12 protein-coding genes are annotated in these 12,112 nt (G+C 71.3%); 5 read left to right on the top strand and 7 right to left on the bottom strand.

Annotated features, from left to right (window positions below):
* Window positions 1-65 precede the first annotated feature (65 nt).
* Window positions 66-473, top strand: a complete 408-nt coding sequence (locus tag ACZ61C_RS03725) for a hypothetical protein (RefSeq protein ID WP_465302441.1) — start codon at window positions 66-68, stop codon at window positions 471-473.
* On the opposite strand, the gene ACZ61C_RS03720 is transcribed toward ACZ61C_RS03725, so the two are convergent.
* From ACZ61C_RS03720 to ACZ61C_RS03705, 4 genes are all read right to left on the bottom strand, one after another.
* Window positions 457-618, bottom strand: a complete 162-nt coding sequence (locus ACZ61C_RS03720) for a DUF397 domain-containing protein (RefSeq protein WP_465302439.1) — start codon at window positions 616-618, stop codon at window positions 457-459. The genes ACZ61C_RS03725 and ACZ61C_RS03720 overlap by 17 nt on opposite strands.
* A complete protein-coding gene (locus tag ACZ61C_RS03715; protein ID WP_465302437.1) occupies window positions 602-1,474 on the bottom strand; it encodes a helix-turn-helix domain-containing protein in 873 nt (290 codons plus the stop codon). Before ACZ61C_RS03715 ends, ACZ61C_RS03720 begins: the two co-directional genes overlap by 17 nt.
* Before the next feature lie 85 nt (window positions 1,475-1,559).
* Window positions 1,560-5,114, bottom strand: a complete 3,555-nt coding sequence (mfd, locus tag ACZ61C_RS03710) for a transcription-repair coupling factor (protein WP_465302780.1) — start codon at window positions 5,112-5,114, stop codon at window positions 1,560-1,562.
* 52 nt (window positions 5,115-5,166) lie between these two features.
* On the bottom strand, window positions 5,167-6,084 hold the full coding sequence (locus ACZ61C_RS03705) for an LLM class flavin-dependent oxidoreductase (protein ID WP_465302435.1): 918 nt from the start codon (window positions 6,082-6,084) through the stop codon (window positions 5,167-5,169).
* A 74-nt stretch (window positions 6,085-6,158) separates the two neighbouring features.
* On the opposite strand from ACZ61C_RS03705, the gene ACZ61C_RS03700 reads away from it, so the two are divergent.
* The gene (locus tag ACZ61C_RS03700; RefSeq protein ID WP_465302433.1) at window positions 6,159-6,932 is read left to right on the top strand and encodes an MmyB family transcriptional regulator; all 774 of its coding nucleotides are present in this window, start codon (window positions 6,159-6,161) and stop codon (window positions 6,930-6,932) included.
* Here ACZ61C_RS03700 and ACZ61C_RS03695 read toward each other — a convergent pair.
* Together ACZ61C_RS03695 and ACZ61C_RS03690 are read right to left on the bottom strand one after the other, a co-directional pair.
* A complete protein-coding gene (locus ACZ61C_RS03695; RefSeq protein WP_465302431.1) occupies window positions 6,908-7,396 on the bottom strand; it encodes a DedA family protein in 489 nt (162 codons plus the stop codon). The two genes, ACZ61C_RS03700 and ACZ61C_RS03695, sit on opposite strands and share 25 nt — an antisense overlap.
* Window positions 7,368-7,964, bottom strand: a complete 597-nt coding sequence (locus ACZ61C_RS03690; protein WP_465302429.1) for a class I SAM-dependent methyltransferase — start codon at window positions 7,962-7,964, stop codon at window positions 7,368-7,370. Before ACZ61C_RS03690 ends, ACZ61C_RS03695 begins: the two co-directional genes overlap by 29 nt.
* Window positions 7,965-8,094: 130 nt before the next feature.
* Here ACZ61C_RS03690 and ACZ61C_RS03685 point away from each other — a divergent pair, with 130 nt between their 5' ends.
* Genes ACZ61C_RS03685 through ACZ61C_RS03675 form a run of 3 tightly spaced genes read left to right on the top strand, consistent with a single transcriptional unit; the run spans window position 8,095 to window position 11,103 of the window.
* Window positions 8,095-9,213 (top strand): sensor histidine kinase, encoded by a 1,119-nt coding sequence (locus ACZ61C_RS03685; RefSeq protein WP_465302427.1) that lies wholly within the window; start codon window positions 8,095-8,097, stop codon window positions 9,211-9,213.
* Window positions 9,210-9,866: a response regulator gene (locus ACZ61C_RS03680; protein WP_465302425.1), complete on the top strand. Its 657-nt coding sequence runs from the start codon at window positions 9,210-9,212 to the stop codon at window positions 9,864-9,866. Before ACZ61C_RS03685 ends, ACZ61C_RS03680 begins: the two co-directional genes overlap by 4 nt.
* Before the next feature lie 55 nt (window positions 9,867-9,921).
* Window positions 9,922-11,103, top strand: a complete 1,182-nt coding sequence (locus tag ACZ61C_RS03675) for a PQQ-dependent sugar dehydrogenase (RefSeq protein WP_465302423.1) — start codon at window positions 9,922-9,924, stop codon at window positions 11,101-11,103.
* On the opposite strand, the gene ACZ61C_RS03670 is transcribed toward ACZ61C_RS03675, so the two are convergent.
* Window positions 11,090-11,980 (bottom strand): hypothetical protein, encoded by an 891-nt coding sequence (locus ACZ61C_RS03670; protein ID WP_465302421.1) that lies wholly within the window; start codon window positions 11,978-11,980, stop codon window positions 11,090-11,092. The two genes, ACZ61C_RS03675 and ACZ61C_RS03670, sit on opposite strands and share 14 nt — an antisense overlap.
* Window positions 11,981-12,112 lie beyond the last annotated feature (132 nt).

Genomic DNA, 12,112 nt, shown 5'->3' with positions numbered 1-12,112 from the left:
CCTCTCACACCATCGCACCCGAAACGCAACACCCGTGCGGTGTGGGCGCGCGTAATCTCGACGGCATGGACCACTGGCTGACCATCGAGGTCTTCGATGGCGAGTCCACGGCTTCGTTGTGGCGGCTCGCCCGCGGTGACGCGCTCACCGAAGCAGCACTGACCAACGGCGCCGAGCAGTGGGTGTGGCACGAGCACCGCTGGGGTGTGGTGCTGGAGATCGAGTTCAGGTCCGAGGAAAGCCGCGACGCGTTTCGCGCACTTCCGGTCGTTACGGCGGCTTTGGACGCGGTGCCCGATCCGGCGCGGAGGTTGCTCGTGTACCCGGGGCGTGGTGGGGGCGCGGGATCACGGATGCCGAGGAAGCCCCGTCCGCTGCCGATGGCCGGAGCCGGGGCGGTTCCGGTGCCGGTGGAGTCGGTGAAGATGGGGTTGGCGGAGGCTTTGCCGCCGATGTTCAGCGAAGTCGGGTGAGGAGTTCGCGCCAGGTCGTGGTGGACGCGGTGAGGGTGCCGCCGGTGCGGTCTTTGGTGTCCCGGACGAGGATTTCGCGATCGAGGGCGACTTCGACGCAGTCACCGCCATTGGCGCTGTAGCTGCTCTTACGCCAAGTCACCATCGTGTTCCGCCCCCGATGAGTAGAGCCTGCTCGCCAGGTCGGCGATGAACTCCTTCGATTGTGCCTCATCGAGCGCGGCCTGACCGAGCCCTTCGAGCACGCGCCGATAGGCGCGGATCTCGTGCGGTTCTTCGAGGAAGAGAGAGGAAAGCTCGCTGTCGAGGTAGACGAGCGGCGGAAATTCGGCTGATTCGATCAGCTGGAAGTGACCGGACAGGGCCGGATGGCCGCCGCGAGCGGCGGGCACGACACGGATGCTGATGTTCTGCCGGTCGGAAAGTTCTGACAGCCGAGTGAGCTGGGTCGACATGATCCCGCGGTCTTCGCGGCCGATCGGCAGCCGCAGGGCGAACTCGTGGAGGAAGAAGCGAAAATCGACCTGCGGTCGCTTGTCGAGGATGACCTGCCGGGATGTTCGAGCGAATACCCGCTCGTCGATTTCATCGGCGGTGGGGACACTGCCGGTCTCGACGATGAGCGCGCGGGCATAGCCCGCGCTCTGCAGGAGGCCGGGGATGATCGAGCTTTGAAAAACCGCGATCGCAGAAGCTCGCTCTTCGTGCCGCACGAGGGTCTGCACCTGAACGGGCAACCGGTCACCGTGCTGCTCGAGGAGACCGGGCCGGCGCATCTCGTCCCCCAGGGCCATCAGCTCGCGGTACTCCGCTCCCCTGACCCCGAGCACCGTCAGAAACCGCGCCAGCTGCACCGGATCCGGCCTGAGCAGCCCGCGCGTCACCGACGACACCCACTGCGCGCTCATCTCCAGGCGGCGCGACATCTCGCGGACGCCCCAGCCCTTCTCCGTCATGCGCTGGAGCAGCCGCTCGCCCAACTGCCTGCTACGGATGTTCATGGGGCGAACGTAAAGCCACCAAGACCGAAAACCCCTGCGCCACAACGGGAGTTCCCCCGAAGTGGCGCAGGGTGTCCACCCCGCTTTACACCGCCGCGGGCTTCTTCGTCAGCTGGTTCAACAGCTTTGTGCACCAGTCCAGCAGCTCGTCGTCGCGCAGCATCGGGGCTCCGATGCGGCCGCCCGCCGGGCCTTCCGTCGGTTTCGGGATCGAGACCGTGTTCGTCACCGCCTTGAACGTCGCCTTCGGGTACAGCCTCTTCAGGCGCACCAGCTGCGAGTCCGCGAGCGGCAGCGGTGCGAAGCGGATCGTGTTGCCCTGGACCGCCACCTCCGTCACGCCCGCCTCGCGGCACGTGTGGCGGAACTTGGCCACCGCCAGCAGGCGGTTCACCGGTGCCGGCGGCTGGCCGTAGCGGTCGATCAGCTCTTCGCGGACCGCGTCCAGGCCCTCGGTGTCCGGCGCCGCCGCGATCTTGCGGTACGCCTCCAGCCGGAGGCGCTCGCCCGGGACGTAGTCGTGCGGGATGTGGGCGTCGATCGGGAGGTCGACGCGGACGTCGGCCATCTCCTCGTCCTCCGCCGGCTCGGCGCCCGCGTGCCGCCGGAACGCGTCGACCGCTTCGCCGACCAGCCGCACGTACAGGTCGAACCCGACCCCCGCGATGTGCCCCGACTGCTCCGCGCCCAGGATGTTGCCCGCGCCGCGGATCTCGAGGTCCTTCATCGCGACCGCCATGCCCGCGCCCAGCTCGGTGTTCTGGGCGATCGTCGCGAGGCGGTCGTGCGCCGTCTCCGTGAGCGGCGCCTCCGGCGGGTACAGGAAGTACGCGTACCCGCGCTCGCGCCCTCGCCCGACGCGGCCGCGCAGCTGGTGCAGCTGCGCCAGCCCGAGCAGGTCGCCGCGCTCGACCAGGAGCGTGTTCGCGTTCGAGATGTCCAGCCCGGTCTCGACGATCGTCGTGCAGACCAGGACGTCGTACTCGTTCTCCCAGAAGCCCTGGATGATCTTTTCGAGCTTCTCCTCGTTCATCTGCCCGTGCGCGGTGACGACCCGCGCCTCCGGCACCAGCTCCCGGATGTGCCGCGCGGCCTTCTCGATCGACGAGACGCGGTTGTGGACGTAGAACACCTGGCCGTCGCGCAGCAGCTCGCGCCGGATCGCCGCGCCGACCTGCTTGTCGTCGTACGCGCCGACGTAGGTCAGGATCGGGTGGCGGTCCTCCGGCGGGGTCAGGATCGTCGACATCTCGCGGATGCCGGCCAGCGACATCTCGAGCGTGCGCGGGATCGGCGTGGCAGACATCGTGAGCACGTCGACGTGCGTGCGCAGCGCCTTGATGTGTTCCTTGTGCTCGACGCCGAAGCGCTGCTCCTCGTCGACGATCACCAGGCCCAGGTCCTTGTAGCGGATCCCGGTCTGCAGCAGGCGGTGCGTGCCGATCACGATGTCGACCTCGCCGCTCGCGAGCTGCTCGAGGATGACGTCCGACTCCTGCTTGTTCGTGAACCGGGACAGTCCCTTGATCGTCACCGGGAACGAGCGCATCCGCTCGTGGAACGTGCTCAGGTGCTGCTGCGCGAGCAGCGTCGTCGGGACGAGCACCGCGACCTGCTTGCCGTCCTGCACCGCCTTGAACGCCGCGCGCACGGCGATCTCCGTCTTGCCGTAGCCGACGTCGCCGCAGATGACGCGGTCCATCGGGACGCCGCGCTGCATGTCCGACTTGACCTCGTCGATCGCGGCGAGCTGGTCGTTGGTCTCGGTGAACGGGAAGGCGTCCTCGAGCTCGCCCTGCCACGGCGTGTCCGGCCCGAACGCGTGCCCGGGCGCGGCCTGGCGCGCGGCGTAGAGCTGCACCAGCTCGGCGGCGATCTCCTTGACCGCCTTCTTGGCGCGCGCCTTGGTGTTCTTCCAGTCGGAGCCGCCGAGCTTGTTCAACGTCGGCAGCTCGCCGCCGACGTACTTCGACACCTCGTCGAGCTGGTCGGTCGGCACGAACAGGCGGTCACCGGGGTGGCCGCGCTTGGACGAGCCGTACTCCAGCAGGAGGTACTCGCGGGTGGCGCCCGCGACCGTCCGCTGCACCATCTCGACGAACCGGCCGATGCCGTGCTGCTCGTGGACGACGTAGTCGCCGTTCTTCAGCGCCAGCGGGTCGACGGCGTTGCGCCGCCGCGACGGCATCTTGGTGTTCAGGTCCTTTGTGGACGTTCCGGCGCCCGCGCCGCGGCCGGTCAGATCCGCCTCGGTGAGCACGACCAGCGCACGCTCGGGCGAGAGGAAGCCGTCGGTCAGGCCGCCGCAGGTGACCGTGACGACCCCCGGCGCCGGCGCGCTCTTCAGCCCGTCGCCCGCCAGGGCGGCCGGGACGTCGGCGGCCGAGAACTGCTCGACCGCGCGGGTCGCCGTGCCGTGCCCGGCGACGACGAGCACCGCCGTACCACCCGAGGCGATGTGCGCGCGCAAGTCCGTCGTCGCGCGTTCGAGCTCGCCGCGGTAAGACGGCGCAGCCTCGACCGAAACACGGAAGACGTCGGGGTCTTCGCTGGTCAGCTGGGTGAGCGTCCACCAGGCGCGTTTGGTGTCCTGGGCGTGGGACGCGATCTCGTCGAGGCCGCGGTAGGCGGACGCGCCGAGGTCGATCGGGGCCTGGCCGCCCGCGGCGGCCGTCGTCCAGGACGCCTCGAGGAACTCCTGGCCGGTGCGGACCAGGTCGGCGGCGCGGGCGCGGATCTTCTCCGGGTCGGTGAGCAGCACGTGCGAGCCCACCGGCATCGCGTCGGTGAGCAGCTCCAGCTCGTCTTCGCAGAGCACCGGGATGAGCGCTTCCATGCCCTCGACGGGGATGCCGTCGGCGAGCTTGGTGAGCATCTCGGCCAGGTGGGCGTCGGCTTCGTACGTCTTCGCGAGCTCCGCGGCCTTCTCCTTGACCGGCGCGGTGAGCAGCAGCTCACGGCACGGCGGCGCGGTCACGCTCGCGATCTCGCCCGGCAGCGACCGCTGGTCGGAGACGGCGAACGCGCGGATCTCGCTGACCTCGTCGCCCCAGAACTCGACGCGGACCGGGTGCTGCGCGGTCGGCCCGAAGAGGTCGAGGATGCCGCCGCGCACGGCGAACTCGCCGCGCTTCTCGACCATGTCGACGCGGGAGTAGGCCAGCTCGACGAGCCGTTCGAGCAGCTCTTCGAACGGCTGCTCCTCGCCGACCACGAGGTCGATCGGCTTCAGCGAGCCGAGGCCGGGGGCCATCGGCTGGATCAGGCTGCGGACGGTCGCGACGACCACCCGCAGGTCGTCCTCGCCGGTCTTGAGCCGGTGCAGGACCTCGAGCCGGCGGCCGACGGTGTCGGCGCGCGGCGAGAGCCGCTCGTGCGGCAGGGTCTCCCAGGAGGGGAAGTCGGCGACGCGGCCGCGGCCGAGCAGGGCGCCGAGCGACGCGGTCAGCTCGTCGGCCTCGCGGCCGGTGGCGGTCACGGCGAGCACGGGCCTGGCCGCGCCCTCGTCACTGGCGAGGGCGGCCGCGACGAGCTGGCGAGCGGCGATCGGGCCCTGCAATTCGAGCAGCGGCGCACCGGCGCGCTCGACCACGCCGCGCAGCGCCGGGTCGGGAAGGATGGCGGTGAGGAGTCCGGACAGTGGAGCGTCGGTCACGGTCCCAGCCTACGTGCCACCCCCGACAGGTTTCCGATCACGGCTGGTCGCGCACCAGTTCCGCCACCTCCGCGAGCCGGGGCAGCTGCTCGTCGAACACCTTCGGCTCCGTGCTCGCAATGCGCAGCAGAACGTGCTCCGCGCCTTCGTACTCCCGAAGCCGCGAAGCGACCTCCGCCGCGCTACCCGTCACCTGCATCTGGATCCCTTGCACGAACGAAGCGGGCATCCCGTAGTTGGTCAGGCAGTACTCCTCCAGCAGCGCGCGGCCGCGGTCCGCGTCGTCCTCCACCAGAACCGTCGCGAACAAGGCGGGGGTGATCGGGCGCGACGACCGGATCTTCGCCAGGCCTGACACGTAGTCGGCCGGCGAAGGCGGGTACGGCAGCCAGCCGTTGTACAGCCGTCCGACGCGCTCCAGCGCGCCCGGCGTGTACGCCGCCAGCCACACCGGCGGCCCGCCCGGCCGCGCGGGCGCCGGGAACGACGGCAGCGAGTCGTAGTGCAGCACCTCGCCGTGGAACGACGGCTCGCCGTTCCACGCCGCCCGCCACAGGCCCACGATGTCGTCCAGTCGCGCCCGCCGCCGCTCCCACGGGACGCCGACAAAGGCGAACTCCGGTTCGCTGCGCCCCGCGAACCCGGCGCCGACGGCGACCGTGAGCCGGCCGGCGCTGAGCAGGTCCAGGGAAAGCAGCTGGTTCGCCGAGAGCAGCGGGTCCCGCAGCGCCGGGAGCAGCGCGGACGTCCCCAGAGTCACCCGCGACGTCCGGGCGGCGAAGGCCGCGAGCATCGCGAAAGCGTCGAGCGGGGCCCGCGCGAGAGTGTCGCCCACCCACACCGAGTCGAGCCCGAGCTCTTCGGCGGAGACCGCGGCGTCGACCAGCTCGGGCGCGGTCCGCCCGGCGTCGAGGATGGGCTGGTAGGTCGGCACGACCAGGCCGTATTTCGTCATGCCGGAAGCCTCCGCGAACCGGGGTATGCGCTCAATTCCCCACGGGGAATGGCCCGCCCGAGCAGGATGGACCCGTGGACTTCGGAACGGCGCTCAAGGACTGGCGGACCCGGCGCCGCCTCAGCCAGCTCGACCTGGCGTTGCGCGCGGGCACGACCCAGCGGCACGTCAGCTTCATGGAGAGCGGGCGCTCGGTGCCCGGCCGCGGCATGGTGCTGCGGGTCGCCGAGTCGCTCGAACTGCCCCTGCGCGAGCGCAACGGCCTCCTGCACGCCGCCGGCTACGCGCCGACGTACCCCGAGACGCGGCTCGACGACCCGGCGATCCGGCCGGTGCTCGACGGCCTGCGGCGGCTGCTCGACGGCCACCGGCCCTACCCCGCGATCGTCGTCGACCGCTACGGCGTGCTGGTCGCGAAGAACGACGCCTTCGGCCTACTCACCGAAGACGTCGCGCCGGAGCTCCTGGAAGAGCCGGTCGACACATTGCGCCTCGCGCTGCACCCGCGCGGGATGGCGCGGCGCGTCCGCAACCTCGACGACTGGGCGCGCCACATCCTCGAGCGCATCCGCAACGACCTGGCCCGCACCCCGGACGACCGGCTCGCGCGGCAGCTCGCCGAGCTGACGGGCTACCTGCCGCCGGCGTCGGCGCCCGGCCCGGAGCACCTGGGGTTCGCGGTGCCGGTCCGGCTGGCCACCTCGGCTGGCGAGCTGCGCCTGATCACCGCGATCACGACGTTCGCGACGGCGGCGGACGTGACCGTGTCCGAGCTGAAGCTGGAGACGTTCCTGCCCGCGGACGCCGAAACCGCGGAACGGCTTCAGACCACCAGCCCGGTCAGGTGACCCACCAGCAGCTCCGCGCTCGCCCACAGCACCGCGGCGCTCACGCTGCCCACCGCGAACCGCCGGTACGGCATCGCGGCGGAGCCCGCGACGCGCGGCATCACCGTCCGGACGCCGACCAGGCAGCGCCCGGCGATCACCGCGGGGACGCCGTAGCGCGCGACGGCCGCCTCCGCGCGTTCCCAGCGGTCCTGGCCGACGCGGCGGGCCAGCCGACGTCCCCAGTGCCGTCCTTCGAGGTAGGCGAGCTGGTCGCCGAGGACGGCCGCCGCGACCGCGACCGCCAGCGCGAGGCCCAGGTCGAGCGTGCCCCGCTCGGCGAGGAACCCCATCAGCAGCAACGCCGACAACGTCGGCAGCACGATGCCCGGCAGCAGCGCAGTTTCCGCCGTCACGAGGGCGGCGCAGACCAGGTAGACGACCAGCGGGGGCGCGTCAAGCAGTGGCCGCAGCAGGCTGTCCATGCCGGGTCCTTCCCACCGCCACCGGCAGCGCCGCGCGGTAGACGAACGCCGGCGGCAGGTTCCCCCAGACCACCGAAGTGCGCTCCACGACCGCGAAACGGCTTCGCAGCGAAGCGGCGAAGCGACGCGCGGGCGGTGTCCAGGCCGTGTGGGCGTACACGAACGTCGTGAACCGGCCGTTCGCGGCCAGCGCCGTGGTGACCGCGTCGAGGATGCGCCACTGCCGGTCCGCGGTCATGGCCGTCCACGGCAGGCCCGAGACGACGACGTCGACGTCCGTGGCGGCCAGTTTCTCGGCGGAGGCGGTCACGACGTCCACCTGCGGAAACCGTGCGCACAGCGCGTCGGCGAATCGCGGGTTGATCTCGAAAGCCGTGAGACGCGCTTCGGGGCGAAGCAGCGTGAGGACCGCTTCGGTGAACACGCCGGTGCCCGGCCCGAGCTCGACGACGGACGTCGCGCGCTCCAGGCCGAGGCCCGCGGTCATCGTCTCGGCCAGCCGGGCCGAGCTCGGCGCGATCGCGCCGGTCAGCATCGGGTGGCGGAGGAACTCCCTGGTGATCGACATGGCCCCGACGCTAGGAACCACCCGGGTGGCCGCGAATCCCCCGGTCCGGCCGCCCTTGTCCGCCCGCGAGAGGACAAGGACCGCCCTCGGGTAGGACGCCGTGGCGGGCGGATCGCGTTACGTTCGGTGCGTGGAACGACTCGTGGTCTGGGTGCGCCGGCACCGGTGGCCGGTGGACCTGCCGCTGTACGCCGTGTTCCTCTTCCTCGCGCCCAACCTGACCGGCCAGACCCCGTGGACGGTGCGCGCGGTCCCGATGCTGTTCCTGCTCCCGCTGCTGGTCCGGCGGCGGTTCCCGCGGATCGCCGCGGCGCTGATCATCGCCGGGGCGACGGCCACCTACACGAACGAGATCTGGGCGTTCGACCGCGGCCGCGCCGAGCTCAGCATGGCCGTGGTGCTGTTCACCCTCGTGAAGCTGGGCGACCGGCGCTTCGCCGCGCTGATCGGCGCGTGCATCGTCGTCCTCGACTTCATGTGGGGCTTCGCGTGGGGCACGTACTCGCCGAACCCGACCCTCACGATCGTCGGGATCATCCCGCTGCACATCGCCGCTTGGGCGCTCGGGGAGTTCTTCCACACCAAGGAGCAGCTCACCGTCGAGGAGGAGAAGCGGGCCGACGCCCAGACCCGCGCGGCCGCCGCCGAAGAACGCACGAGGATCGCGCGCGAGCTGCACGACGTCCTCGCCCACAGCATGAGCGTGATCGTGTTGAACGCCGAAGGCGCGAAGCTCGCGAGGCACCGCGATCCCGCCGCCGTCGACCGCACGCTCGACACCATCAGCCGCACCGGCCGCGACGCGCTCGCCGAGCTGCGGCGGCTCCTCGAAGTCCTGCACGCCGGCCAGGCCGCGCGCAGCCCGCAGCCGACGGTCGAGGAGCTGCGGCGGCTCGTCGAGCAGGCCGGGCGGGACGTCAGCCTCGACGTCACCGGCGACCCGGCCGGGCTGCCCGCGAGCGCCGCACTGCAGGTGTACCGGATCGTCCAGGAGGCGCTGACCAACATGATCAAGCACGCACCGGCCGACGCGACCGGCCGCGTCGGGGTCGCCTTCGGGCCCGGCGACGTCCGGATCGAGGTGACGAACACCGGCGGCGGCGCCCCGCCGGCCGCGGCGTTGCCGGCGTCGGGCCGGGGCCTGGGCGGGATGCGCCAGCGCGTCGAGATGTTCCACGGCGACCTGGAGACCGGGCCGCTGCCGGACGGCGGCTACCGGGTGCGCGCGAGCCTGGTGGTCGCGCCGTGACCATCCGGGTGCTGCTCTGCGACGACCAGGAGCTGGTCCGCGTCGGGCTGCGGATGATCCTCGAAAGCCAGGACGACCTCGTGGTCGTGGGCGAGGCGGTGAACGGCGAGGACGCCGTCGCGAAGGCCAGGGAGCTGCGGCCGGACCTGGTGCTCATGGACGTCCGGATGCCGGTGCTCGACGGGGTCGCGGCGACCGGGCGGATCTGCGCCGAGCTGCCGGACGTGCGGGTCCTCGTCGTCACGACGTTCGACCTCGACGAGTACGCCTACGCCGCGCTGCGGGCCGGGGCCAGCGGGTTCCTGGTGAAGGACGCGCCGTCGGAGGAGATGCTCGTCGCGGTCCGCGGGGTGCTGCGCGGCGACTCGATGGTCTCGCCGTCGGTCACGCGGCGGCTGCTCGACCGCTACCTCGCCGACGAGCGCGACCCCGTCGACACCGCGAAGCTCGACGCGCTCACCGAGCGCGAGAAGGACGTGCTCGGGCTCATCGCGCGCGGGCTGTCGAACGGCGAGATCGCGACGAAGCTGTACATCGGCGAGACGACGGTGAAGACGCACGTCGGACGGATCCTCGGGAAGCTGCGGCTGCGCGACCGGGTGCACGCGGTCGTCTTCGCGTACGAGTCCGGGCTGGTGCGACCGGGTTCCTGACGCCGGGCCCCGATCCCGCACGGCGATTTCACCGGTTGCTGGCAGGATGGGCCGTATGCGGAGTGTGCTGGGTCTCCTCGGTGTGGTGTCCCTGCTGGTCGCGGGCTGCTCGGGGGCGGCGAGCCAGCCGGTCCAGAGCGTCCCGCCCGCGGCCACGCCGGCCGCGACGACCGGGAAGTTCAAGGTCGAGACGGTGACCGCCGGCCTGGAGCACGGCTGGGACATCGGCTTCCTGCCCGACGGCGGTTTCCTCGTGCCGCAGCGGCCCGGCAAGCTCGCGCTGGTCCGCGACGGGCGCGCGAGCGAGGTCCGCGCCGACTTCTCCGACGTCCTCGTGCAGGGTGAGGGCGGGCTGCTGGGGATGGTGATCAGCCCGGACTTCGCGACCAGCCGCGAGTTCATCACCTGCCAGGACCACCAGGAGGGCGGCAAGGCCGTCGACATCCGGCTGGTGACGTGGAAGCTGGCCGACGACGGCGCGAGCGCGACCCGCGTCAAGACCCTGCTGACCGGGCTGCCGGTGAACCCGAGCGGCCGCCACTCCGGCTGCCGCCCGACGTTCGCCCCGGACGGCGCGCTGCTGGTCGGCACCGGCGACACGGCCCGCTCGACGATCGCGCAGGACCGCCACTCCCTGGGTGGCAAGGTGCTGCGGCTGGACGCGAAGACCGGGAACCCGTTGCCGGACAACCCGTTCATCACCTCGGCCGACCCGCACGAGCGGCTGATCTACACCTACGGGCACCGCAACGTCCAGGGCGTGGCGATCCGCCCGGGCAGCGGCCAGGTGATCACGGCAGAGCACGGCCCGACCTTCGACGACGAGGTCAACTTACTGAAGCCGGGCGCGAACTACGGCTGGGACCCGTCGAAGGGCGGCACGGACTCCAGCTACGACGAGAGCGTCCCGATGACGGACCTCAAGCGCTTCCCGGACGCGGTGAGTCCACTGTGGACGTCCGGCAAGATCACCGAGGCGATCAGCGGCGACGCGTTCCTGACGGGCCCCCAGTGGGGCCCGAACGACGGCGCGCTGGTGGTGGTGGCGCTGAAGGGGCAGAAGCTGCTGCTGTACCACTTGGACCCGGCGGGCAAGGTCCTGGACGTGACATTGCCCCCGGAGTTCGACGACAAGTTCGGCCGGCTGCGGGCGGTTCGGAGCGGGCCGGATGGCGCGCTGTACGTGACCACGTCGGATGGGACGGATGACAAGCTGCTGAAGGTCACGCCCGCCTGAGTGCTTCGACGGCGGTGAGCCAGTCGGCGAGGTAGTCGTGGGCGGTCGCGTCGGTGCCGGGCCGGTCCACGAGGCTCGGCCCGGACTTCACCACCTGCACGAGGAATTCGTACAGCTTGGCGATCGATTCGTCGAGGCAGGAAGCGACGTGGGTCGCGTACCACTTGGTGCGCCACGTCCGGAACGCACTCATGATCAGCACGTCTCGCACCTTCAGGGAATCGATCGCCTTCCGCAGCCGGGACAGCCCGGGGGTGTCGGGCATTTGCAGGATGTGGAAAACATATAGGGCACCGAAGCCACTCAGACCGTCGGCGACCGTGCGGGCGTAGCGAAGCTGGTCGGCAGTGCACCGCTTCAGGTCTTCGAGCGGGTCGTTGTTCGTGACGACCTTCAGATTCGCAGCTCCCGGTATCGAAAAAAGCCGCTCGAACCCCGCGGAGAACAGGTCGGTTCCCACCTCCTCGACACCCAGCGCGGTGGCGGCGGCAACCTGGATCGTGGCCGAACGCGCTTCTTCGGCCGACTCTTCGCGTTCGGGGAGCTCGGTGTCCTCGGCGAGCGCGCGGCGAACCGCGTCCGGGTCGGACAGCCGCTCCAGCGCGCCGTGTCTTGCGACAAACTCGTCGAGGTCGCGATAGACCTCGTCACGCTCCTCATCGGTCTTCGCCGACCGTGCGGTCCGAAGCAGCGAGTACAACGGATCGCCCTCCAATACCCAGGTCATCGCCTCCCGGACCGCATCGTCCGGCGGCTCCGGCACCGGTGACGCGCGCAGCGCGGGCCGTCCGGCTTCGGCGAACCAGTCCACTACCGTCAGCCGCAGGTCACGACCCTGGCGGGCGTGCCGCACCAGGGCCTCGACCGTCTCGGGCACGCCCGGCGGAACCTCGGAAGTCGTCCCGGGCCCACGACCGCGGCCGTGGCGATCGTTGCCGGGCACCAAGCCGTGCCCGCGCCAGCGCTCCAGCTGGGCCGGAGACACCCGTACGCCTCGCGCAGCCAGCTC

It is taken from the genome of Amycolatopsis sp. NPDC104587 (genome assembly GCF_055583645.1).
Note: the sequence above shows the minus strand (reverse complement) of the source record. Positions and strands in the feature narration are given on the sequence as shown.